Raw genomic sequence first — 22,425 nt, 5'->3', positions numbered from 1 at the left:
GGGGATCAGGAGGAGAGCGCCGCCAGTGCGCGCGCGGTGATCTCTTCCACCGTGCCGACGCCGCTGATGGCGCGGTACTTGGGCGCGTTGGCGGGATCGGTCTTGGCCCAGCCCGCGTAGTAGTCCACCAGCGGGCGCGTCTGCGAGGCGTAGACCTGCAGGCGCTTCATCACGGTTTCTTCCTTGTCGTCCTCGCGCTGCACCAGCGGTTCGCCGGTGACGTCGTCCTTGCCTTCCACCTTGGGCGGGTTGAACTTGACGTGGTAGGTGCGGCCGCTGGCCACGTGCGAGCGGCGGCCGCTCATGCGTTCGACGATGGCTTCGAACGGGACGTCGATCTCCAGCACGTAGTCGAGTTTCACGCCGGCCTGCTTCATCGCGTCGGCCTGCGGGATGGTGCGGGGAAAGCCGTCGAACAGGAAGCCCTTGGCGCAGTCGGGCTGCGCGAGGCGTTCCTTCACCAGCCCGATGATGATGTCGTCGCCCACCAGGGCGCCGGAGTCCATGACCTTCTTCGCGGCCAGCCCCAGGGGCGTGCCGGCCTTCACCGCGGCGCGCAGCATGTCGCCGGTGGAGATCTGCGGGATGCCGTACTTCTGGCAGATGAAGGTTGCCTGGGTGCCTTTGCCCGCGCCCGGCGCGCCCAGCAAGATCAGTCTCATGGAAGTCCTCGGATGGTGGTGAAGCGGGCGCTTCGGACCCCTGGTTGTCTCCCTGCGCGGGGCCTTCGCGCTTGTTGCGCTTGAGGATAGCACGCGCCCCTTGCGGGGCCTTACGGGCTTGCCATGAAGACGGCGCGCACCCGCTCGAGGTCCTCGGGCGTGTCGATGCCGGGGCCAGGCGCGTCCTGCGTCACGTGCACCGCGATGCGATGGCCATGCCACAGCGCGCGCAATTGCTCCAGCGCTTCCAGCCCTTCCAGGGGCGCCGGCGGCAGCGCAGGGAAGGTGCGCAGGAACCCCGCGCGGTACGAGTAGATGCCGACGTGGCGCAGCGGCGCGGGATCGGGCAGCGAACGGATGCCGCCCGCGAAGCCGTCGCGCCACCACGCGATGGGCGCGCGGCTGAAGTACAGCGCGATGCCTTGCGCGTCGGTGACCACCTTCACCACGTTCGGGTTGGTGAACTCTTCGACGGCGTGCAGCGGATGGGCGGCGGTGCCCATCGGCACGTCGCGGCGCTGGTCCAGCAGCGCGGCCACGGCGTCGATGAGCGAAGGATCGATCAGCGGTTCGTCGCCCTGCACGTTGACCACGACCTCGTCGTCCGGCAGGCCGAGCACGCGGCTGGCTTCGGCGAGGCGGTCGGTGCCGGAGGGATGGGCGGGATCGGTCAGCACGGCCTGCACGCCATGGTCGCGGCAAGCCCGGAGGATGGCTTCGCTGTCGGCGGCCACGACGATGCGCGTGGCCGAAGAACCGCGTGCGCGCTCGGCCACGCGCACGACCATGGGCTTGCCCGCGATGTCGGCCAGCGGCTTGTTCGGCAGCCGGCTGGACGCGAGCCGCGCCGGGATCAGGACGGTGAAGCCCACGGCGTCAGGCCAGCGGCGTGCGCGAAGGCAGGTGCTCGAGCTCTTCGTCGGACAGCGTGCGCGCTTCTTCCTCGAGCAGGACCGGGATGCCATCGCGCACCGGGTAGGCGAGCCGCGCGCTGCGCGACACCAGTTCCTGGCGCGCGCGGTCGTAGTGGAGGTGGCCCTTGGTCACCGGGCACACGAGCAGCTCAAGCAGCTTGGGGTCCATGCGTCGATGATAGCTTTGCGTCCAGCAGCCGATCGAGCTGCTGCCAGAACGCGGGAGCGATGTCGATCTCCAGCGGCACGGCCCATGCTTGCGGGAAAGCGCGCCAGAGCTTGACCGCGTCCTTCTCGGTGCAGAGCAGTGGCACGTCGGCGTGCGTGGCCCATGGACCGGGCGCGGCAAAATCGTGGTGATCGGGCAGCGCCCATCGTTGGCGCAGTTCGACGCCCGCGCTTTGCAGCGCGTCGAAGAATCGCGAAGGTTCGGCGATGCCGGCCAGCGCATCGCAGGGCTGCCCCTTGAAGGCCTCCAAAGGGCGGGTTGCGCCGTCAGCGCGCCGCGCGACGGCCGCGAGTTTGCGGCGGACTTCGTGGCCTTCGATGCCTGGCGTCTCGTGCGTGCGCAGCACCAGGTCGGCGTGACGAGGCCAGGGCTCGCGCAGCGGTCCCGCCGGCAACTGCCAGCCGTTGCCGATGCCGCGCGCGTCGAACACGACGATTTCGATGTCGCGCGCCATCGCGAGATGCTGCAGGCCGTCGTCGCTGACGATCGCTTGCGTCGCGGGGTGCGCGGCCAGCAACGCCGCGATGGCCTGCGGGCGATCGGCGCCGACGAACACCGGAACGCCGGCGCTGCGCGCGATGAGCAGCGGCTCGTCGCCGGTCCATGAAGGATCGTCCGAGGGCCGGGCCTCGCGCACGTCGTTCGTCTTGCGGCCATGGCCGCGCGAGACGACGCCCACATTGAACCCGCGGCTGCGCAGATGCGAGGCGAGCGCGATCACCACCGGCGTCTTGCCCGCGCCGCCGGCGATCACGTTGCCGACGACGATCACCGGCACCGGTGCGCGCTGCGCGTGAAGCAGATCGAGGCGGTAGAGCAGGCGCCGCGCGGCGGCAATCGCGCCGAACAGCAGGCTCAGGGGGAAGAGCAGGCAGGCGAGGGGACCGCGGCGCAGCCAGGCGCGCCGCAGCGCCCCGCCCATGCGCTCAGCGGCCGCCGGCCTGGGCCGACGATTGCGCTGCGAAGGTGACCTGGTTGAGGCCGGAGCGGCGTGCCGCTTCCAGCACCGTGATGACCGACTGGTGCGGCGCGGCGCCGTCGGCACTGACGATGATGACGCTGTCTTTGCCCGCCTTGGCGGCTTCGGCCATCGCGCCGGCCAGCACTTCGGGGCCGCGGCCGTTCACCGGCACCTTGTTCACCGTGTAGCGGCCGTCGGCGGCCACGCCCACCACCACCTCGCGCGGGTAGTCGCGCTGGGCGTCGGCGTCCGCCACGGGCAGGCGCAGCTGCAGCTCGGTGAACTTGCTGTACGTCGTGGACAGCATCAGGAAGATCAGGACGACCAGCAGGACGTCGATGAACGGGATCAGGTTGATCTCCGGTTCCTCGTTCTGGCGCGAGCGGAAATTCATGTCGGCTTCAGGCGCGGCGCAGCGCGAGCAGGTGGCGCACGAAGCGCTCCGACGCCAGTTCCAGCGTCAGCAGGTAGTAGTCGACGCGCGCACGGAAGTAGCGCCAGAAGATCAGCGCGGGAACCGCGATGACCAGGCCGAACGCCGTGTTGTAGAGCGCGACCGAGATGCCGTGCGCCAGCTGCGCGGGGTTGCTGCCGGTGGAGGTGCCGGACTGCGAACCGAAGATCTCGATCATGCCGACCACCGTGCCGAACAGGCCCAGCAGCGGGGCTGCTGACGCGATGGTGGCCAGCGCGCTCAGGTAGCGCTCCAGCCGGTGCGCGACGGCCCGGCCGGTGCCTTCCATGGTCGAGCGCAGGTCCGATTCGCTGCAGCGCGGATCGCTGTTGAGCGCGCGGAAGCCGCTGGCCAGCACCTCGCCTAGCGCCGAGTTCTGCTCGAGCTGGGCAACGACTTCCGGCGTCGGCACGGATGAGCGGGAAACGGCGATGGCTTCGTCCAGCAGCTTGGGCGGCGCCACGCGGGCCGTCTTGAGGCTGAGGAAACGCTCGATGACGAGGGCCAGGGCCAGGATGGAACAGGCTAGAAGAGGCCAGATCGGCCAGCCTGCGGCTTGTATGATCGACAGCAAAAGGGACTCCGCCGCGCTGGGAAATGCAAAGGTGGGCGCGATTATGGGGGACGCCGCAAGCTGTAGGAAAAAAGCGATGTGGCGTAGGAAGCGCCCCACAGTTCCTGTGGACAACTTTGTGCAGAAGCACCGCCCCCCGGTCCGCCAGGCCGCGCCAGTGCTTCAGGATGTCAGTCCGATGACATTTTCAGCACGGAAAAATCGTTTGAAATCAATGAGTTGCTCCACAGAATCTGAGCTTTGCCACGCTGCCGTGCGGTTTGGCCTTGCGGCCGGCCCTCTGTGGACTAGTTTCGCGGCCCGGAAGCGTCCCGGGCCGCGCCGTTGCTGATGGTCGACGGCCAGAACCCAGCACCGTCGCCGCGAATCTGGCAAGTCGGCGCGCTGTGCCGCGCCGTTGCTGACTTCCTGGACGCCAGGCTCAATCCCGTCGCGGTTCGCGGCGAGGTTTCGGGCTTCTCGCGCGCTTCCAGCGGGCATCTGTACTTCTCGCTCAAGGATCCGCAAGGCCAGCTGCGCTGCGCGATGTTCCGGCGCGCCGCCGGCCTGCTGGATTTCACGCCGCGGGATGGCGACCTGGTCGAAGTCCAGGGCCGCATCACCGTCTATGAACCGCGCGGCGACCTGCAGCTCGTCGTGGAAAACCTGCGCCGGGCCGGGCAGGGCGCCTGGTACGAGCGGTTCCTGCGCCTGAAGGCGGATCTTGAAGCGCAAGGCCTGTTCGACGAAGACCGCAAACGGCCGCTGCCCAGGCAGCCGCGCGGCATCGGGCTGGTGACTTCGCTCGGCGCGGCCGCGCTGCACGACGTGGCGACGGCGCTGCGCCGTCGCGTGCCCCACATCCCCGTGGTGCTCGCGCCGACGGCCGTGCAGGGGCCTCAGGCCGCCGGCGAGATCGTGGCGGCGCTTGAAGCGCTGTACCGGCAAGCCGAAGCGGGCGTGGTCGACGTGATCCTGCTCGTGCGCGGCGGCGGCTCCATCGAGGACCTGTGGTCGTTCAACGAAGAGGTGGTGGCGCGCGCGATCGTGCGCAGCCCCGTGCCGCTGGTCAGCGGCGTGGGCCACGAAACCGATGTGACCATCGCGGACTTTTGCGCCGACTTGCGTGCCCCCACGCCGACCGCCGCGGCCGAACTGGTGTCGGTGCCGCGCGCGGAGTTGCTGCGCCAGCTCGACGGGGCGGGTGAGCTGCTGTCGAGCCTGGTGACCCGTCGGCTGGACGTTGCAGAGCAGCGGCTCGATCTGGCCGCTGGGCGCCTGGGGCGACCGTCGTCCCGTCTTGCCGGCTTGCAGCGCCAGGTGGCGCAACTCGGCGATCGCTTGCGGCATGCGGTGCAACTGCGTGGGGAACGCGCGGGCGCGGTGCTGACGCAACGCGAATCGGGCAAGCGCGACGCACTGGCCCGGCGGCTTCAGCGCGAGCGCGAGAGGCTCCATCGCGCCGAGCTGCGGCTGCAACTGCTCGACCCCAAGCTGGTGCTTCGCCGCGGCTATGCACTGCTCACCGACGAGCACGGACACGTGGTCACGCGCGCCGCGCAAACGCGGCCAGGCCAACCGCTGCACGGGACCCTTGCCGAGGGCGAGGTTGATCTGACGGTGTCGCAGCCGCGGCTGCTTTAGTGCCTAGAATCGGCGGCTCTTGACTCCGACTCCAACACCAACTCGAGGACCCGTCATGGAACACACCCTGCCTCCGCTCCCGTATCCGATCGATTCGCTGGCGCCGCACTACTCCAAGGAGACGCTGGAGTATCACCATGGCAAGCACCACAACGCCTATGTGGTGAACCTGAACAACCTGCAGAAGGGCACCGAGTTCGAGAGCATGACGCTCGAGGAGATCATCAAGAAGTCCTCCGGCGGCATCTACAACAACTCCGCACAGGTCTGGAACCACACGTTCTTCTGGAACTGCATGAAGCCCAACGGCGGCGGCGAGCCCACCGGCGCGCTGGCCGATGCGATCAACAAGAAGTGGGGCAGCTACCCGGCTTTCCGCGAGGCGTTCGTGAAGTCGGCCGTCGGCAACTTCGGTTCCGGCTGGACCTGGCTGGTGAAGAAGCCCGATGGCAGCGTGGACATCGTCAACACGGGTGCCGCCGGCACGCCGCTGACCACGCCCGACAAGGCGCTGCTGACGGTGGACGTCTGGGAACACGCCTACTACATCGACTACCGCAACCTGCGCCCGAAGTTCGTCGAGACCTTCCTCGACAAGCTGGCGAACTGGGACTTCGCGGCGAAGAACTTCGGTTGAAGCGGACGCTCCGCGCCGATGAAAAGGGGCCCGCATCCGCGGGCCTTTTTTCATTGGCAGCCCGTTACTTGAACGGGCTGCCGGAGAGCTTCGTGCCCGCCTTGATCCCGCGGTGGGCGAACCAGCCCTGGTTCATCTCCAGCACGTAGCGCACGGGCTTCTCGGAGCAATGGGCATCCAGCGTCTTCGGCTTCATGTCGGCGATGTTCACCACGGTGCCGTCGTCGGCGATGAAGGCGGCCGAGAGCGGCAGCAGGGTGTTCTTCATCCAGAAGCATTGCTGCGAGGGCTGCTCGAAGACGAACAGCATGCCTTCGTGCTGGGGCATCTGCTCTCGGAACATCAGGCCGGTGGCGCGCTGGTCGGGGGTCAGCGCGACCTGCGCGTCGATCTGGTGCATGCCGGCTGAAAGCTTCACGCGCGGCAGGCCGCTCTGGGGCTGGTCTTGGGCTTGGGTCGACGCGGTAAAGGCCAACGCGGCCAGCAGGAGGGGGAGGACGGCTTTCATCGGGCGGATTGTGCGGCTTGGAGCAATGCGGCTGCCTGACCTGAAAAAGAAAATGCCCGCCGAGGCGGGCATTTCGCGGAAAACGCGAGAGCCTGATCAGGCCTTCTTGTCTTCGGCGGCAGCCTTCTTCTTGGAGGCCTTCTTCTTGGAAGCCTTCTTCTCGCCCTTGGCGACCGGCTTGTCGGCCTTCTTCTCGGCGGCGGCTTCGGCCTTGGGCGCGGAAGCACCGGCCATCGGGGCGCCGGCGTGCGAGGCGGCGAAGGCGGTGGACACGGCGAAGGCCGAGGCGATCAGGGCGGCGAGCAGCTTGGTCATGGTTCAGATCCTCTGAAAAACGGAGTTTGACTTTCCGGTGCATCCTCCGGACCACCCGGAAGGCTCTCCCGTAACGGAGTCCTCAACTCGGCGGTTGACAGGAGCGGCACCGAAAAAAAGCCAGGAGTGCGCAGGCGGCGGGAGAAATGAAAAAGCCCGCACGAGGCGGGCTTCCAGGCTTGGGCCAGAAGTGGATTACTTCTTGGCTTCTTCCTTCTTCTCGGCCTTGGCTTCAGCCTTGGCGTGCTTCTTCTCGGCCTTGGCGACCTTCTTCTCCGCCTTGGCGTCGGCCTTGGCTTCCTTCTTTTCGGCCTTGGCTTCGGCCTTCGCGGCCTTCTCTTCCTTCTTCGCTTCGGCCTTGGGGGCGGACGCGGAGGCGGCCTTGGCTTCGGCCTTGGGGGCGGAAGCGGAGGCGGCCGGGGCGGCGGCCTGGGCGAAGGAAGCGGTGGCGAAGAGGGCGGCCACGAGGGCGGCGAGCAGCTTGTTCATTTCAATGGTCCTCTGAGGATTGGTTTTCGAAAATCACCTCCCGTCCCCGGGAAGTCTTCCGCCAACGCGGCAGCCCATCCGTCGGTTGACACGGCCGCGCGAACCGGCGCGCCGCCGGGGCTAGAATCCGGCGTTCGCCGCTCGGGCGGCGCACGCATTCCTTTCCCCCGCAGACCCCACTTCCTCCATGTACAAGCACATCAAGGTGCCCAGCCAGGGCCAGAAGATCACCGTCAACGCCGACATGTCCCTGAACGTGCCGGACCAGCCCATCATCCCGTACATCGAGGGCGACGGTACCGGCATGGACATCACGCCGGTGATGCTGAAGGTGGTGGACGCCGCGGTGGCGAAGGCCTATGGCGGCAAGAAGAAGATCCAGTGGATGGAGATCTTCGCCGGCGAGAAGTCGACCAAGGTCTATGGCCCGGACGTGTGGCTGCCCGAAGAGACGCTGCAGGTCGCGCGCGAGTACGTGGTGTCCATCAAGGGTCCCCTGACCACGCCCGTCGGCGGCGGCATCCGTTCGCTGAACGTCGCGCTGCGCCAGGAGCTGGACCTGTACGTCTGCCTGCGCCCCATCCAGTATTTCAAGGGCGTTCCTTCGCCGCTGAAGGAGCCGGAGAAGACCAACATGGTCATCTTCCGCGAGAACTCCGAGGACATCTACGCCGGCATCGAATACGAAGCCAACACCGACAAGGCGAAGAAGGTCATCGATTTCCTGATCAAGGAAATGGGCGTCAAGAAGATCCGCTTCCCGGGCACCTCGGCCATCGGCATCAAGCCGGTGTCGGTGGAAGGCACCGAGCGCCTGGTGCGCAAGGCCATCCAGTACGCCATCGACAACGACAAGCCCAGCGTCACCCTGGTCCACAAGGGCAACATCATGAAGTTCACCGAAGGTGGCTTCCGTGACTGGGGCTACGAGCTGGCCAAGAAGGAGTTCGGCGCCGTGGAGATCGACGGCGGCCCGTGGTGCAAGATCAAGAACCCGAGGTCCGGCAAGGACATCGTGGTCAAGGACGTGATCGCCGACGCCTTCCTGCAGCAGATCCTGCTGCGCCCGGCCGAGTACAGCGTGATCGCCACGCTGAACCTGAACGGCGACTACGTTTCCGACGCGCTGGCCGCGCAGGTCGGCGGCATCGGCATCGCCCCGGGCGCCAACCTCAGCGACTCGGTGGCCATGTTCGAAGCCACGCACGGCACCGCGCCGAAGTACGCCGGCAAGGACTACGTCAACCCGGGTTCGGAAATCCTCTCTGCCGAGATGATGCTGCGCCACATGGGCTGGACCGAAGCCGCCGACCTGATCATCAGCTCGATGGAAAAGTCCATCGCGTCCAAGAAGGTCACGTACGACTTCGCGCGCCTGATGGACGGTGCCACCCAGGTCAGCTGCTCGGGTTTCGGCCAGGTGATGATCGACAACATGTGATCGCCGCGCGGGCCCGCTGCCCGCGTGCCGGCCATGAAAAAGCCGCCCGCGGGCGGCTTTTCTTTTGCCGGACCGGCCCGACTTATTCGGCGGGCAGGTCGGGGCGCTGCGAAGACGCGTGGAACTGCGGCGCACGCACCTTGGACTGGCGCGGCGGGCGCTCTTCCTGGCGCGGCTGCGTCTGGATGGGCTGCACGCTGTCCGCTTGGATGTTCTGCGCCAGCTGGCCCTTGGGGCCTTGCGTGACCTCGAAAGTGACGCGCGAGCCCTGCTTCAGCGTCTTGAAGCCTTCCATCGCGATGGCGGAAAAATGCGCGAACACGTCGGCACCGCCGCCGTCGGGCTCGATGAAGCCGAAGCCTTTCGCGTCGTTGAACCATTTCACAGTACCGGTGGCCATGTCGCGCCCTTCCTATCTTGTTTTGTTCCCTCGAAACGTCCGCGCGAGTGTCACGGAGGAGCTTCACGCTGTCAACATTTTCACATACTAAAGTTTTGATGGCTCCGCAAGAAGTGCTGGGGGCGGATAGTGCGCCGCCGCTGGGACAATGAAGCGGCGCGTTGTTTCCCCGGCGCGGGCACCGGGCGCCATCGCCGGTGCATGCAGGCAGCGCTTGAATGTGGCGCTCGCGTCACCATTTCACTTTTGCGATGCAGTGCGAAAGCCTGCTCGATAGAATGAAATTCATGGCTAGCAAACCCCCCGCGCCTTCTCCGGCCGCGCCTCCCAAGACGCAGCCGGTGGTGGAGGACGACGGCGGCTCCGTGGTGCTGGAGCGGCGGACCGAAAAAACCAAGCCGCCGCAGATGTACCAGGTCGTCATGCTCAACGACGACTACACCCCGATGGAGTTCGTGGTGGTGGTGATCCAGGAGTTCTTCAACAAGGACCGGGAGACCGCCACGCAGATCATGCTGAAGATCCACCTGGACGGCAAAGGCATCTGCGGGGTCTATTCCAAGGACGTGGCGGCGACCAAAGTCGAGCAGGTACAGGAGGCTGCCCGGCAGGCGGGGCACCCGCTGCAGTGCATGTGTGAACCCGTCGAGTGAAAGCGGGTCGAAGAAGTAGCTTGTAGTGATCGAATCGAAGCGAATCTAGGCAGAAGGAAATTTCATGATTGCCCAGGAATTGGAAGTCAGCCTCCACATGGCATTCGTGGAGGCGCGGCAGCAGCGCCACGAGTTCATCACCGTGGAACACTTGCTGCTGGCCCTGCTGGACAACCCCAGCGCGGCCGAAGTGCTCCGGGCATGCTCGGCGAACATCGACGACCTGCGCAAGTCGCTGTCCAACTTCATCAAGGACAACACGCCGCAGGTCGCTGGCACGGACGACGTGGACACCCAGCCCACGCTGGGTTTCCAGCGCGTCATCCAGCGCGCCATCATGCACGTCCAAAGCACGGGCAACGGCAAGAAGGAAGTCACCGGCGCCAACGTGCTGGTGGCGATCTTCGGCGAGAAGGACTCGCACGCCGTGTACTACCTGCACCAGCAGGGAGTGACGCGCCTCGACGTCGTGAACTTCATCGCCCACGGCATCAAGAAGAGCGACCCGCCGGAGCCCGCCAAGAGCGGCGAATCGTCCTCGGGCGAGGGCGACGAGGGCGGCGAGAAGAACGAGAAGGCTTCGCCGCTGGAGCAGTTCACCGTCAACCTCAACCAGCAGTCCAAGGACGGCAAGATCGACCCGCTGATCGGCCGCGAGTACGAGGTCGAGCGCGTCATCCAGATCCTGTGCCGCCGGCGCAAGAACAACCCGCTGCTGGTGGGCGAAGCCGGCGTGGGCAAGACCGCCATCGCGGAAGGCCTGGCCTGGCGCATCGTGCAGAAGGACGTGCCGGAAATCCTGGCCGACTCCGTCGTGTATTCGCTCGACATGGGCGCGCTGCTGGCGGGCACCAAGTACCGCGGCGATTTCGAGCAGCGCCTGAAGGGCGTTCTCAAGTCGCTGAAGGACAAGCCCAACGCCATCCTGTTCATCGACGAGATCCACACCCTCATCGGCGCCGGCGCGGCGTCGGGCGGCACGCTGGACGCGTCCAACCTGCTGAAGCCGGCGCTGTCCAGCGGCCAGCTGAAGTGCATCGGCGCGACCACGTTCACCGAGTACCGCGGCATCTTCGAGAAGGACGCGGCGCTGTCGCGGCGCTTCCAGAAGGTCGACGTCGTGGAGCCGACGGTCGAACAGACGATCGAGATCCTCAAGGGGCTGAAGAGCCGCTTCGAGGAGCACCACAGCGTGAAGTACGCGGCGGGCGCGTTGCAGGCCGCGGCCGAGCTGTCCGCCAAGTACATCAACGACCGGCACCTGCCGGACAAGGCCATCGACGTCATCGACGAAGCCGGCGCGGCGCAGCGCATCCTGCCGCAGGGCAAGCGCAAGAAGACCATCTCCAAGACCGAGGTCGAGGAGATCGTGGCCAAGATCGCGCGCATCCCGCCCGCCAACGTATCCAACGACGACCGCGGCAAGCTGCAAAGCCTGGAGCGCGACCTGAAGTCCGTGGTGTTCGGCCAGGACAAGGCGCTGGAAGTGCTGTCGGGCGCGGTGAAGATGGCGCGCTCGGGCCTCGGCAAGGGCGACAAGCCGATCGGCGCGTTCCTGTTCAGCGGCCCCACCGGCGTCGGCAAGACCGAGGCGGCCAAGCAGCTGGCGTACATCATGGGCATCGAGCTGATCCGCTTCGACATGTCCGAGTACATGGAACGCCACGCGGTGTCGCGCCTGATCGGCGCGCCTCCGGGCTACGTGGGTTTCGACCAGGGCGGCCTGCTGACCGAGGCCATCACGAAGAAGCCGCACGCGGTGCTGCTGCTCGACGAGATCGAGAAGGCGCACCCGGACATCTTCAACGTGCTGCTGCAGGTGATGGACCACGGCACGCTGACGGACAACAACGGGCGCAAGGCCGACTTCCGCAACGTCATCATCGTCATGACGACGAACGCGGGCGCCGAGACCATGAACAAGGCGACCATCGGCTTCACCAACCCGCGCGAGGCGGGCGACGAGATGGCCGACATCAAGCGCCTGTTCACGCCCGAGTTCCGCAACCGCCTGGACGCCATCGTCAGCTTCAAGGCGCTGGACGAGCAGGTCATCCTGCGCGTGGTCGACAAGTTCCTGCTGGTGCTGGAACAGCAACTGGCCGAGAAGAAGGTGGAAGTCACCTTCACCGACCAGCTGCGCAAGCACCTGGCGAAGAAGGGCTTCGACCCGCTGATGGGCGCCCGCCCGATGCAGCGCCTGATCCAGGACACCATCCGCCGCGCCCTGGCCGACGAGCTGCTCTTCGGCCGGCTCACCGAAGGCGGCCGCCTGACGGTGGACCTGGACGACAAGGAAGAAGTCGTGCTGGACATCCAGCCGCTGCCGAAGAAGGAAGGCCGCTCCAAGCCCGAGCCGGAGGAAATCTCCAGCGAGTAAGGCGCCTGCCGCCTGTCCGAAAAGCCGCCTCTGGGCGGCTTTTTTTGCACGGCCGATACAAGGCGGACATCCTGGGCCGGGGCTGCCGCGTTGAAATGCCTGCACCATGCTTTCCGCCACCGCGCTCAATCGCTTCGGCCTCGGGGCTCGCCCGGACGAGCCCGTGCCGCCCGATGCGCAGCGCTGGCTGCTGCAGCAGCTGGATCGATTCGAGACGCGCCCGCCGGCCTTGGCTTCGCAACCCGCCAGCGGTGCCGCATTGGCGCAGTACCTGGCGGAGCGGCGGGAGGTGCGCCAGGCCGCGGACGAGACGGCCCGCGTTGCCGCGCAACAGGTTTACCGGCGTGGCTCGCGCGAAGCGTACGTGGCCGCGGTCGGCGCACGCACTTCCGCGGCGCTGCAGTCGAACACGCCGTTCGCCGAGCGCCTGGTGCACTTCTGGTCCAACCACTTCGCGGTCTCCATCGACAAGCTTCCGGTCGTCGGCCTCGCCGGCGCGTACGAAGCCGACGCCATCCGGCCGCACGTGCTTGGCCGCTTCCACGACCTGCTGCTCGCGGCCGTGCGCCATCCGGCGATGCTGCTGTACCTGGACCAGGCGGCTTCCATCGGCCCGGACAGCCCCGCGGGCCGGCGCCTGGCGCAGCGCGACGAAACGCGCCGGCGCGGGCTGAACGAGAACCTCGCGCGCGAAGTCCTGGAGCTGCACACGCTCGGCGTGCGCAGCGGCTACACGCAGGCCGACGTCACGGAATTCGCGCGTGCGCTCACGGGCTGGAGCGTGGCGGGGCTCGATACACCGCCGGGTGCGGCGTCGCCGGAAGGCTTCGTGTTCCGCCCCATGGTCCACGAGCCCGGCACGCGCACGCTGCTGGGCCGGCGCTACCCGGAAGGCGGCGAGGAGCAGGCGCTGGCCGTGCTGCGCGATCTGGCCGCTTCGCCGGCCACGGCGCGGCATGTCGCGGCCAAGCTTGCGCGCCACTTCGTCGCCGACGATCCGGCGCCTGCCCTGGTGCAGCGGCTGTCGGACACGTTCCTGCAAACCGGCGGCGACCTGCCTAGCGTCTACCGCGCGCTGGTGACTGCGCCCGAAGCGGCCGCGCCGGTCCCGTCCAAGTTCAAGTCACCCTGGGACTGGACGCTCTCGGCGCTGCGCGGCCTGGGCCGGCGCGACATCGCGCCGCAGCAGGCCGTCGCCCTGTTCAACCAACTGGCCCAGCCGGTGTGGCGGCCCGGCTCGCCTGCCGGGTGGGACGACGTGGCGGCCTCGTGGGCCGCGCCCGATGCGCTGGTGCGCCGTGTGGAACTGGCCCAGCGCATCGCCTCGCAGGCGGGAAACGCGGTGGATGCGCGCGACCTGGCCCGGCGGCTGCTGCCCGGCACGCTGGGTGAAGCCACGGCCACCCAGATCGCGCGGGCGGAAAGCCCCGGCAGCGCGCTGGCACTGCTGCTCGTGTCGCCGGAATTCCTGCGGAGATGACCATGACACTGGACCGCCGCCACTTCCTGGGTGCCGCCGGCACGATGCTGCTGTCCCCGCGGCTCGCACTGGCGCAGGCCGCGACCGAGCGGCGCTTCGTCTTCATCCTGCAGCGTGGCGCGGCCGATGGGCTGCACACGGTGGTGCCGTACGCCGATCCCGCTTACGCCGCCCTGCGCGGCGCATTGGCGGTCGACACGGCGCAGGCGCAAAAGCTCGACGGGACGTTCGCGTTGCATCCTTCGTTGGCAGAGTTCGGCCGGCTGTACCAGCAAGGGCAGGCGATCTTCGTGCACGCGGTGGCATCGCCGTACCGCGACCGCTCGCACTTCGACGGCCAGAACGTGCTGGAAAGCGGCGGCACCGCGCCTTACCAGCTGAAGGACGGCTGGATGAACCGCCTGGTGGGCCTGCTGCCGCGCGCCAGCAAGGAGGCCATCGCCTTCGCGCCGACGGTGCCGCTGGCGCTGCGCGGCAGCGCCGAGGTGGCCTCCTATGCGCCTTCGTCGCTGCCGCAGGCCAGCGACGACCTGCTCATGCGCGTGCAGCAGCTGTACGCCAACGATGCGCAGCTTCATGCGCTGTGGTCGGCGGCGATGGACGCGCGCGGCATGGCGGGCGGCGCGGTCGATGGCGGCAACCGCCAGGATCCGGCGGCGCTGGGCAAGTTGGCGGCGAGCTTCCTCTCGCAGCCGGACGGACCGCGGCTGGCGATGATCGAAACGGGCGGATGGGACACGCACAGTGCGCAAGCAGGGCGTCTGACCGCGCAGCTGCGGGGGCTGGACAACCTGGTGGGCGCGTTGCACGAAGGCCTGGGGACCACATGGCAGCAGACAGTTGTGGTCGTGGCCACCGAGTTCGGCCGCACCGCCGCGGCCAACGGCACGGGCGGCACCGACCACGGCACGGGCTCCGTGGCGCTGCTGGCCGGCGGTGCGCTGCAGGGCGGCCGCGTCATCGCCGATTGGCCGGGGCTGGCCGCCAACGCATTGCTGGAAGGCCGGGACCTGCGTCCCACGATGGACCTGGATGCGCTGCTGGCTTCGCTGGCCGCCGAGTCTTTCGGACTGGACCGCGAACGGGTTGCGCGCCGGCTGTTCCCGCGCGCGGCGCAGATGCAGCCGGTGCCCCGCCTGCTGCGCGCCTGACGTCTCGGCCCTAGGCCGCCTTGGCGCCAAGCAGGCGCACGATCTTCTTCCAGTGCGCCGGCTCCACCGGCGTGATCGACAGCCGGTTGCCTTTCTTCAGCACCAGCATGTCGGCCAGCTCGGGAGTGGAGCGCAGCTCGGGCAGCGTGAGGTTGCGCGTCTTCTCGACGACCTGCACGTCCACCAGCATCCAGCGCGGCTCTTCACGCTTGGCCGCGGCGTCGTAGTACGGAGACTTCCTGTCGAACTGGGTCGGGTCGGGGTAGGGCGTCGACGCCACGCGCGCGATGCCGACGATGCCCGGCTCGGCGCAGCTGGAGTGGTAGAAGAGCACGCCGTCGCCCACGCGCATGCCGTCCCGCATGAAGTTGCGCGCCTGGTAATTGCGCACGCCGGTCCAGGGCACGGTCGACTTCGGCGCGGCCAGCGCGTCGTCCACCGAAACTTCGTCCGGCTCGGACTTCATCAGCCAGTAAGCGGTCATCGTGCGTCCTTCTCCCGCGGCCCTACGCGACGCGGCCGCAGGATTATGGAGGGACGCGCGCCTACCAGCCCCGCGAGTTGAACAGCGCCTTGATGCGGTCGGCAGCGAACTGCGACCCGGCGCCGTTGAGGTGGATCTCGTCCACCCGGAACATGGACGCCGGCACGTCGTTCGCCTGGTCGGCCGCGTCGCCCTGTGCCACCAGCAGCGAACGGATGTCGAGGTACTGGGCCGGATAGAGCGCCTGCAGGTCCGCGTTCAGTGCCATCTCGATGTCGTACAGCGCGGTTCCCCGCAGCGCCAGCGTGGCGTCGTTGAGGATGGAGAGCACGACGAAGTCGTCGTTGCCGGGCGCCAGCCCGGCCACCATCGCGGCCAAGTCGGCCTTCACCTGCGCGGCGCTGGAAGCGTCCTGCTTCAGGTTGTTGTGGCCGAACCAGAACACGGTGATCCAGTCCCGGTGCGTGGTGTCGGCCTGGAAGCGCTGCAGCACCTGGCTCGAGGTATCGCCCGCCACGCCGCCGTTGAAGATCTGGCGGTCGGGGAAGTCCATCTGCAGTGCCACCGAGAGCGGCGGGATGAGGGAGTCGCCCCATAGCGAGATGCTGGGCGTCGCGGGCGGCCGCAGTGCCGTGGTGCCGCCGCTGGCAAGAGCCCCCGTGTCCGACCCGCCTCCGCCACACGCGGCAAGGGCAAATGTTGCAAGCAAGGCGGTCACTTCTCTTCGATTCATGGTCCTGTCCGTGAAAGACGGAACCATTCTCGAAAACGCTTCCCGGCGCTGTGTGTAATGCGTTGGCAGCCCTGTTGCGGCATGTTGCCGCAGCGGCAGGGTCAGAGCCTGCTCAGTCGCTCCAGCGCGCCGCGCAAGGTCTCGTCCTTCTTCGCGAAACAGAAACGCACTACGCGCTGGTCGAAGCCGTCGCCGTAGAAGGCGGACAGCGGGATGGCGGCCACGCCGATCTCACGCGTGAGCCACTTGCAGAACTCCTCCTCCGGCAGGTCGCTGACCGAAGAGATGTCCACGCACTGGAAGTAGCTGCCTTCGCTGGGCAGCACACGCAGCCGCGTGCGCGCCAAGCCTTCGCGGAACAGGTCGCGTTTGCGCTGGTAGAAGGCCGGCAGCTGCAGGTAAGGCTGTGGGTCGGCCATGTACGCGGCCAGGCCGTGCTGCACGGGCGTGTTCACCGTGAACACGTTGAACTGGTGCACCTTGCGGAACTCCGCCGTCAGCGACACGGGTGCGAGAACATAGCCCACCTTCCAGCCGGTGACGTGGTAAGTCTTGCCGAAGCTGGACACGATGAACGAACGCGCGGCCAGGCCGGGGAAGCGCGCGGCGCTCTGGTGCGGCTGGCCGTCGAACACCATGTGCTCGTACACCTCGTCGCTGATCACCAGCACGTCCGTCGGCGCCAGCAGCTCCTGCAGGCGCAGCATCTCCTCGCGCGTCCAGACGGTGGCGCTGGGGTTGTGCGGGGAGTTCACCAGGATGGCGCGAGTGCGCGGCGTGATCGCGGCCGCGATGCGGTCGAAGTCGGGCCGGAACGTGCCGGGCACCAGCGGCACGCGCACCACGGTGCCGCCGGCCAGCTCGATGTTCGGCACGTAGCTGTCGTAGCACGGTTCCAGCACGATGACCTCGTCGCCGGGCCGCACCACCGCGAGGATGGCGGTGATGATGGCCTGCGTGGCGCCGGCTGTGATGGTGATTTCCGTGCCCGCGTCGTAGCGGCGGCCGTACATGGCCTCGACCTTGGCTGCCACCGCTTCGCGAAGTGCCGGCACGCCGGTCATCGGCGGGTACTGGTTGAGGCCGCGCGCCATCGCGTCGGTGACCGACTGCACCAGCTTCGGGTCGCACTCGAAGTCCGGGAAGCCCTGGCCGAGATTGACCGCGCCGGTCTCCGTGGCGAGCGCGGACATGACGGTGAAGATGGTGGTGCCCACGGCGGGCAGCTTGGTCCGGACGGCCGGCGTACGCACGGCAGTGGCTTCAAAGGTCATAGTCGTTGGCGTGGCCGTTCATGGCCTTCGCGATCAGCTGGCGGTCCAGGCGGTCGGACAGCAGTTCGGCGAAGCGGAAGACGAAGTTGCGCAGGTAGGCGCCGCGCTTGAAGGCGACGCGCGCCACGTTCTGCCCGAACAGGCTGCCCAGCGGGCGCGTGGCCAGGTCGGCGTTCTGCCCGTCGTCGCGCACGGCCATCTCGGCGACGATGCCGACGCCCAGGCCCAGGCGCACGTAGGTCTTGATCACGTCCGAGTCGATCGCCTCCAGCGCGATGCGCGGCTGCAGCTTGCGCGTGGCGAAGGCGTTGTCGATGCGCGTGCGGCCGGTGAACGAAGGGTGGTAGGTGATGAGGGGCTCGGCCGCGATGTCCTCGAGGCTGATGCGCTCCTTCTTCGCCAGGGGGTGGTCCAGCGGCATCACCAGCACGTGCTGCCACTCGTAGCAGGGCAGCGTCACCAGTTCCTGGTAGTCCGACAGCGATTCGGTCGCGATGCCGATCTCGGCGGTCTCGTCGATCACCATGCGCGCCACCTGGTCCGGCGAGCCCTGGTGCAGGCTGACGTTCACCTTGGGGTACGCCTCGCGCAGCTTGGCCACGGGGGCCGGCAGCACGTAGCGCGCCTGCGTGTGGGTGGTGGCGATGGACAGCGTGCCGCTGTCCTGGGCGCTGAACTGCTCGCCGATGCGCTTGAGGTTGCCGACCTCGCGCATGATCAGCTCGATGCTGCGCAGCACGTGCTGGCCGGGTTCGGTGATGCGCTTCAGCCGCTTGCCGTGGCGCGCGAAGATCTCGACGCCGAGCTCTTCCTCGAGTTCGATGATCGCCTTGGAGACGCCCGGCTGCGACGTGTGGAGCGCCTTGGCGGCCTCGGTGAGGTTGAGGTTGCGCCGTGCGGCTTCCTGGACAAACCGGAATTGGTGCAGGTTCATGCCTGATTCATCTTAAGCAGGCATCCATTATGCTCAAATGGCTAGGTTTGAGAACCCTGCACAGCCAAAAGCGCGAGCAAGTCCAGGACTGCCGCGTGCTCACCGACCGGCGGCAGCACGTCGATCCGTACACCCGGATGCCGGGCCCGGGCAGCCGAAACCAGCTGCGGGAGGTCTTCCCGGGCGTGCTTTCCGACCCCCAGGAACATGGGCAAGACGGTCACTTGGCTGACGCCCGATCCACTGAGCTTCGCCAGCGCCGCGGGAAGGTCGGGCGCCTGCAGCTCCAGGAAGGCGCATTCCACCGCGACGTCCGGCGCTTGCGCCTTGAGCCGGGCGGCCACAGCGTCCATCGGCTCGCGCCACGCCGGGTCGCGCGAGCCGTGGCCGAACAGGACGATGCCGCGCTTCACCTTCGAAGCACGAGGAAGGTGAAAGCCGCCAGCGACAGCAGCGTGTACAGCAGTCCTGGCGCCGCCGCCGTCAGCCAGGGCCACCAGTCGCGCAGGTTGCCCACGTAGCCGAACACGTTGTTCAGCAGGAAGAAGCTGATGCCGATCAGCACGCCGCCGAACACGTAGCTGGTGATGCCGCCCGAACGGAAATGCAGGTAGGCGAAGGGCAGCGCCAGCACCACCATCACCATGCAGCTGAGCGGATAGAACACCTTGCGCCAGAACTCGATCTCGTAGCGCTGCGAGGTCTGCCCGTTCTGCTCCAGGTGCTGGATGTACTGGAACAGGTCGATGGTGCTCATGCGATCCGGTTTCAGCAGCGCCACCGACACCATCTCCTGCGTCAGCTCCGTCCTCCAGCGCAATTGGGGGACCGTCTGGTGGTCCACCCGCGCCCGCTGGCCGCTGTTGTCGAAGTGCGAGATCTCCGCGTCCATCAGCAGCCAGGCTTCGTCCACGAACTGGCCGCGCGCCGCCGAAGTGGTGCGCATCAGGCGGCCCTGGTCGTCGGCCTCGAACAGGCGCACGCCCTGCAGCGAGCCGTCCGCCGCCAGCGCCGAGACATTGACCGTGTACGTGCTCTTGTCCTGGCGTTCCTTCAGCCAGGCGCCGGTCTGGCCGATGCTGATGCGCCCCTGGTAGCGGGCGCGCAGCAATTGCGCGGCCTTGTCGGCGGCCGGCGCCACGTAGTCGCCCGCGGCGAACGTGAGCAGCGTGAAGATCACGCCCAGCGCCATCAGCGTGCGCAGCGCCCGGCCCGGGCCCAGGCCGCTGGTGCGCAAGATCGTGTACTCGGAGCTTTGCGCGAGCCGCGCCATCACGAAGATGGTGCCGATCAACACCGCGATCGGCATCAGCTCGTACAGGTGGTTGGGCACCAGCAGCGTCACGTACAGCAGCGCCTGCGTCAGGCGGTAGGGCGTGACGCCCCGGCCGACGTTGGGCAGCTCGTCGACGAAGTCGAAGAAGAAGAAGAGGGCGAGGAAGCCCGCCGCCACGAAGACGACGGAGGCGATCACCTCGCGGTAGATCAGGCGCCGGATGGTCCTCATGCCGCGGCACGCTTCGCCAGCCGGGGCCAGCGCCAGTTGTTGTGCTGCTTCGCCAGCCAGCCGACCGACAGCAGGAACACGGTGCCATGCAGCCCGAGCAGGAAGCCGGCGAACGTCACCCGGCCCGAGCTCACCCAGCTCTGTCCCAGGTTGAGGAGGTTGTAGTACACGACGAAGGCCGACAGCGCGAACACCAGGTTGCCGCTGCGGCCCGCGCGCGGATTGACGCTGGAGACGGTGATGGCGATGACGATGAAGTTGAGCGTCGCCAGTGCCAGGCCCAGGCGCCAGGCCAGCTCACCCAAGTTCAGCCGGTTCGGGTCCACCATCAGCGCGAAGGTCGAAAGCGTCTTGGCCGGCGCGCTGTCGGCGGGCCCGAGTTGCGAGCCGCCGACCTTGTTGCCCATCACCTGGAACTCGCTGATCTTCAGCTGGCCGGTGGCCGTCTCGGTCTCCAGGCGCTGGCCGTCGGCCAGCACCAGGAACTGGTTGTCGCCTTCGTTCACCACCTGGCCGGTGCGCGCCGAAGTCACGATCTGCTTTCCCTTCTCGGCGCTGGCGATGAAGATGTTCTTGCCCGACTTGTTGTCCGGCGTGTCCTTGTCCAGGAAGAACACGCGATTGCCGCTGGCCGATTCCTGGAACTGGCCGGGCGCCACGCGCTCCAGGTCGCCACGGTTGCCGTAGCGGTCGCGCATGTCCTGGGTTTGCCGGTTGGCCCACGGCCATACCAGCAAGGCCAGCACCGCGACCGCGCCGAAGATCGGCCATGCGAAGCCGAGCAGCGGCCGCAGCAGGGCGGACAGGCCCCGGCCCGCGGAGAACCAGATCACCATCTCGCTATCGCGGTACATGCGCGAGAGCGTGCCCACGATGGCGATGAACAGGCACAGGGTCATGATCGGCGGCAGGTAGCCCAGCACCGTGTAGCCCATGACCATCAGCACTTCCTGCGGGTTGACGCTGCCGCGATTGGCCTGGCTCAGCGTGCGGATCAGCGTCATCGTCATGACGATGGTGACCAGCACCACGAGGGTCGCGCCGAAACTGCGGGCCAGCTCTTTGCGCAGGGAGGAATGGAATAACATCGGCGCCGACCGCGAACACGCGAACCAAAACACCGGATTATGGACTTCGAACTCAAGACCCTCGGCCCGGCCGAGGCGGCCGCGCAGAAGTGCGACGCGGTCGTGGCGGTGCTGGCTGAAGGCTTCAAGGGCGGCGGCGATCCGCTGTCCCGGCTGGCGGACGAGGCCCGCAAGGCCGGCGATTTTGAAGGCAAGCCCGGCAAGCTGCTGCAGGCCTACCGCGCCGCCGGCGTGGCCGCCCCGCGGCTGGTGTTGGCCGGCGCGGGCGACGGCTCGGGCAAGCGCGTGCAGGCCGCCGTGCAGGCTGCCGTCTCCTCGTTGCGCAGCAAGGGCGTCAAGCGCCTGGTGATCTGCCTGCCCGCGGATGCGGGCGAGGATGCGGTGCGCGCCGCGGTCCAGGCCACCGCCGAGGCCAGCTACGTGTACGTCGCGACCAAGTCCAAGCCGGAAGGGCGGGAACTGCAGCGGGTGACCATCGGCGTGGCCCAGGTTTCGAACGACCTGCGCGCCGCTTTCGACACCGCGCGCGGCGCGGCCAACGGCATCGAGCTCGCGCGCGAGATGGGCAACCTGCCGCCGAACATCGCCACGCCCACGCGGCTGGGCGAGGAAGCGAAGAAGCTGGCCAAGGCGCACGGCTTCCAGTGCGAGGTGCTGGGCCCGAAGGAAGTCGAGAAACTGGGCATGGGCTCGTTCATGGCGGTGGCGCGTGGCTCCGAGCAGCCGCTGCGCTTCATCGTGCTGCGCTACCAGGGCGCCGCGTCGTCCGAGCCGCCGGTGGTGCTGGTGGGCAAGGGCATCACTTTCGACAGCGGCGGCATCTCCATCAAGCCGGCCGGCGAGATGGACGAGATGAAGTTCGACATGTGCGGCGCGGCCAGCGTGCTGGGCACGTTCCGCGCACTGGCCGACCTGCGGCCCTCGCTCAACGTCGTGGGCCTCATCCCCGCCTGCGAAAACCTGCCGGACGGCCGCGCGCTCAAGCCGGGCGACGTGGTCACCAGCATGGGCGGCCAGACCATCGAGGTGCTCAACACCGACGCCGAGGGCCGCCTCATCCTGTGCGACGCGCTCACGTATGCGGAGCGCTTCAAGCCGCGCGCGGTGGTGGACATCGCCACGCTCACGGGCGCCTGCGTCATCGCGCTCGGCGCGGTCCGCAGCGGCCTCTTCGCTTCCGACGACGCACTGGCCGCCGACCTGCAGCGCGCGGGCGATTCGGCGTTCGACCTGTGCTGGCGCATGCCGCTGGACGACGAGTACGGTGAAGGCCTGAAGACGAACTTCGCCGACATGGCCAACGTCGCGGGACGTCCCGGCGGCGCCATCACCGCCGCCAAGTTCCTCCAGCGTTTCGCGGGCAAGTACCCCTGGGCGCACCTGGACATCGCGGGCACCGCGTGGAAGGGCGGCGCGGCCAAGGGGGCCACCGGCCGTCCCGTGGGACTGCTGGTGCAATACCTGCTGTCGCAACAGCGGCAGGGTGGTGCCAAGGCCGCGAAGGCGCCGAAACGCAAGGCGGCCGCGCGCTAGC

The 22,425-nt window shown here is 67.8% G+C and carries 25 protein-coding genes; 8 read left to right on the top strand and 17 right to left on the bottom strand.

Going from position 1 to position 22,425, the window contains the following annotated elements; all coding sequences use genetic code 11:
* Positions 1 to 5 precede the first annotated feature (5 nt).
* The 6 genes from adk to EZ216_RS03790 form a co-directional block, all read right to left on the bottom strand.
* On the bottom strand, positions 6 to 662 hold the full coding sequence (gene adk / locus EZ216_RS03815) for an adenylate kinase (RefSeq protein ID WP_135248233.1): 657 nt from the start codon (positions 660 to 662) through the stop codon (positions 6 to 8).
* A gap of 110 nt (positions 663 to 772) precedes the next feature.
* Positions 773 to 1,534 carry a 3-deoxy-manno-octulosonate cytidylyltransferase gene (gene kdsB / locus EZ216_RS03810; protein WP_239024264.1) on the bottom strand — a complete coding sequence of 254 codons (762 nt, stop codon included), beginning with the start codon at positions 1,532 to 1,534 and terminating at the stop codon, positions 773 to 775.
* 4 nt (positions 1,535 to 1,538) lie between these two features.
* Positions 1,539 to 1,745 carry a Trm112 family protein gene (locus EZ216_RS03805; protein ID WP_135248231.1) on the bottom strand — a complete coding sequence of 69 codons (207 nt, stop codon included), beginning with the start codon at positions 1,743 to 1,745 and terminating at the stop codon, positions 1,539 to 1,541.
* Positions 1,726 to 2,727, bottom strand: coding sequence for a tetraacyldisaccharide 4'-kinase (gene lpxK / locus EZ216_RS03800; protein ID WP_135248230.1), 1,002 nt, complete (start codon positions 2,725 to 2,727; stop codon positions 1,726 to 1,728). Before lpxK ends, EZ216_RS03805 begins: the two co-directional genes overlap by 20 nt.
* Positions 2,728 to 2,731: 4 nt before the next feature.
* On the bottom strand, positions 2,732 to 3,160 hold the full coding sequence (locus EZ216_RS03795) for an ExbD/TolR family protein (RefSeq protein ID WP_135248229.1): 429 nt from the start codon (positions 3,158 to 3,160) through the stop codon (positions 2,732 to 2,734).
* Between the two features lie 7 nt (positions 3,161 to 3,167).
* Positions 3,168 to 3,794: a MotA/TolQ/ExbB proton channel family protein gene (locus tag EZ216_RS03790; RefSeq protein WP_135248228.1), complete on the bottom strand. Its 627-nt coding sequence runs from the start codon at positions 3,792 to 3,794 to the stop codon at positions 3,168 to 3,170.
* A 330-nt stretch (positions 3,795 to 4,124) separates the two neighbouring features.
* Here EZ216_RS03790 and xseA point away from each other — a divergent pair, with 330 nt between their 5' ends.
* Positions 4,125 to 5,417, top strand: a complete 1,293-nt coding sequence (gene xseA, locus EZ216_RS03785) for an exodeoxyribonuclease VII large subunit (RefSeq protein ID WP_135249109.1) — start codon at positions 4,125 to 4,127, stop codon at positions 5,415 to 5,417.
* 55 nt (positions 5,418 to 5,472) lie between these two features.
* A complete protein-coding gene (locus EZ216_RS03780) occupies positions 5,473 to 6,054 on the top strand; it encodes a superoxide dismutase (protein WP_135248227.1) in 582 nt (193 codons plus the stop codon).
* Between the two features lie 64 nt (positions 6,055 to 6,118).
* Here the strand turns inward: EZ216_RS03780 and EZ216_RS03775 are convergent, their stop codons facing one another.
* From EZ216_RS03775 to EZ216_RS03765, 3 genes are all read right to left on the bottom strand, one after another.
* On the bottom strand, positions 6,119 to 6,562 hold the full coding sequence (locus EZ216_RS03775; RefSeq protein WP_135248226.1) for a DUF192 domain-containing protein: 444 nt from the start codon (positions 6,560 to 6,562) through the stop codon (positions 6,119 to 6,121).
* Between the two features lie 96 nt (positions 6,563 to 6,658).
* Positions 6,659 to 6,877, bottom strand: coding sequence for a hypothetical protein (locus tag EZ216_RS03770; protein ID WP_135248225.1), 219 nt, complete (start codon positions 6,875 to 6,877; stop codon positions 6,659 to 6,661).
* Positions 6,878 to 7,072: 195 nt separating this feature from the next.
* On the bottom strand, positions 7,073 to 7,366 hold the full coding sequence (locus EZ216_RS03765) for a hypothetical protein (RefSeq protein WP_135248224.1): 294 nt from the start codon (positions 7,364 to 7,366) through the stop codon (positions 7,073 to 7,075).
* A 187-nt stretch (positions 7,367 to 7,553) separates the two neighbouring features.
* Here EZ216_RS03765 and icd point away from each other — a divergent pair, with 187 nt between their 5' ends.
* On the top strand, positions 7,554 to 8,807 hold the full coding sequence (gene icd / locus EZ216_RS03760) for an NADP-dependent isocitrate dehydrogenase (RefSeq protein ID WP_135248223.1): 1,254 nt from the start codon (positions 7,554 to 7,556) through the stop codon (positions 8,805 to 8,807).
* Positions 8,808 to 8,889: 82 nt separating this feature from the next.
* On the opposite strand, the gene EZ216_RS21955 is transcribed toward icd, so the two are convergent.
* Complete coding sequence (locus tag EZ216_RS21955) at positions 8,890 to 9,207, bottom strand: cold-shock protein (RefSeq protein WP_135248222.1); 318 nt, start codon at positions 9,205 to 9,207, stop codon at positions 8,890 to 8,892.
* Between the two features lie 278 nt (positions 9,208 to 9,485).
* Between EZ216_RS21955 and clpS the strand changes: the two genes are divergently transcribed.
* The 4 genes from clpS to EZ216_RS03735 all read left to right on the top strand — a co-directional run bounded on the left by clpS (position 9,486) and on the right by EZ216_RS03735 (position 14,871).
* Positions 9,486 to 9,860: an ATP-dependent Clp protease adapter ClpS gene (clpS, locus tag EZ216_RS03750; protein ID WP_135248221.1), complete on the top strand. Its 375-nt coding sequence runs from the start codon at positions 9,486 to 9,488 to the stop codon at positions 9,858 to 9,860.
* 64 nt (positions 9,861 to 9,924) lie between these two features.
* The gene (clpA, locus tag EZ216_RS03745) at positions 9,925 to 12,240 is read left to right on the top strand and encodes an ATP-dependent Clp protease ATP-binding subunit ClpA (protein WP_135248220.1); all 2,316 of its coding nucleotides are present in this window, start codon (positions 9,925 to 9,927) and stop codon (positions 12,238 to 12,240) included.
* Positions 12,241 to 12,346: 106 nt separating this feature from the next.
* Positions 12,347 to 13,720 carry a DUF1800 domain-containing protein gene (locus tag EZ216_RS03740; RefSeq protein ID WP_135248219.1) on the top strand — a complete coding sequence of 458 codons (1,374 nt, stop codon included), beginning with the start codon at positions 12,347 to 12,349 and terminating at the stop codon, positions 13,718 to 13,720.
* Positions 13,717 to 14,871: a DUF1501 domain-containing protein gene (locus tag EZ216_RS03735; protein WP_439126711.1), complete on the top strand. Its 1,155-nt coding sequence runs from the start codon at positions 13,717 to 13,719 to the stop codon at positions 14,869 to 14,871. The genes EZ216_RS03740 and EZ216_RS03735 overlap by 4 nt, the downstream gene beginning before the upstream one ends.
* A 10-nt stretch (positions 14,872 to 14,881) precedes the next feature.
* On the opposite strand, the gene EZ216_RS03730 is transcribed toward EZ216_RS03735, so the two are convergent.
* The 7 genes from EZ216_RS03730 to lptF all read right to left on the bottom strand — a co-directional run bounded on the left by EZ216_RS03730 (position 14,882) and on the right by lptF (position 20,891).
* Positions 14,882 to 15,355 (bottom strand): EVE domain-containing protein, encoded by a 474-nt coding sequence (locus EZ216_RS03730; RefSeq protein WP_135248218.1) that lies wholly within the window; start codon positions 15,353 to 15,355, stop codon positions 14,882 to 14,884.
* 61 nt (positions 15,356 to 15,416) lie between these two features.
* On the bottom strand, positions 15,417 to 16,088 hold the full coding sequence (locus tag EZ216_RS03725; RefSeq protein ID WP_167772819.1) for an SGNH/GDSL hydrolase family protein: 672 nt from the start codon (positions 16,086 to 16,088) through the stop codon (positions 15,417 to 15,419).
* A 101-nt stretch (positions 16,089 to 16,189) separates the two neighbouring features.
* On the bottom strand, positions 16,190 to 17,362 hold the full coding sequence (locus tag EZ216_RS03720) for a pyridoxal phosphate-dependent aminotransferase (RefSeq protein WP_135248216.1): 1,173 nt from the start codon (positions 17,360 to 17,362) through the stop codon (positions 16,190 to 16,192).
* Entirely contained in the window at positions 17,352 to 18,296 is a 945-nt protein-coding gene (locus tag EZ216_RS03715; protein WP_135248215.1) for a CysB family HTH-type transcriptional regulator, read from the bottom strand. Before EZ216_RS03715 ends, EZ216_RS03720 begins: the two co-directional genes overlap by 11 nt.
* Before the next feature lie 41 nt (positions 18,297 to 18,337).
* Positions 18,338 to 18,709: a sirohydrochlorin chelatase gene (locus tag EZ216_RS03710; protein WP_239024262.1), complete on the bottom strand. Its 372-nt coding sequence runs from the start codon at positions 18,707 to 18,709 to the stop codon at positions 18,338 to 18,340.
* On the bottom strand, positions 18,706 to 19,803 hold the full coding sequence (gene lptG, locus EZ216_RS03705) for an LPS export ABC transporter permease LptG (RefSeq protein WP_135248214.1): 1,098 nt from the start codon (positions 19,801 to 19,803) through the stop codon (positions 18,706 to 18,708). Before lptG ends, EZ216_RS03710 begins: the two co-directional genes overlap by 4 nt.
* A complete protein-coding gene (lptF, locus tag EZ216_RS03700) occupies positions 19,800 to 20,891 on the bottom strand; it encodes an LPS export ABC transporter permease LptF (protein ID WP_135248213.1) in 1,092 nt (363 codons plus the stop codon). Before lptF ends, lptG begins: the two co-directional genes overlap by 4 nt.
* A 39-nt stretch (positions 20,892 to 20,930) precedes the next feature.
* Between lptF and EZ216_RS03695 the strand changes: the two genes are divergently transcribed.
* Positions 20,931 to 22,424: a leucyl aminopeptidase gene (locus EZ216_RS03695; RefSeq protein ID WP_135248212.1), complete on the top strand. Its 1,494-nt coding sequence runs from the start codon at positions 20,931 to 20,933 to the stop codon at positions 22,422 to 22,424.
* Position 22,425 lies beyond the last annotated feature (1 nt).

The organism is Ramlibacter humi, from assembly GCF_004681975.1.
GTDB classification, from domain to species: Bacteria; Pseudomonadota; Gammaproteobacteria; order Burkholderiales; family Burkholderiaceae_C; genus Ramlibacter; species Ramlibacter humi.
The sequence above is the reverse complement of the archived record's forward strand: the minus strand, read 5'-3'. Positions and strand labels throughout refer to the sequence as shown.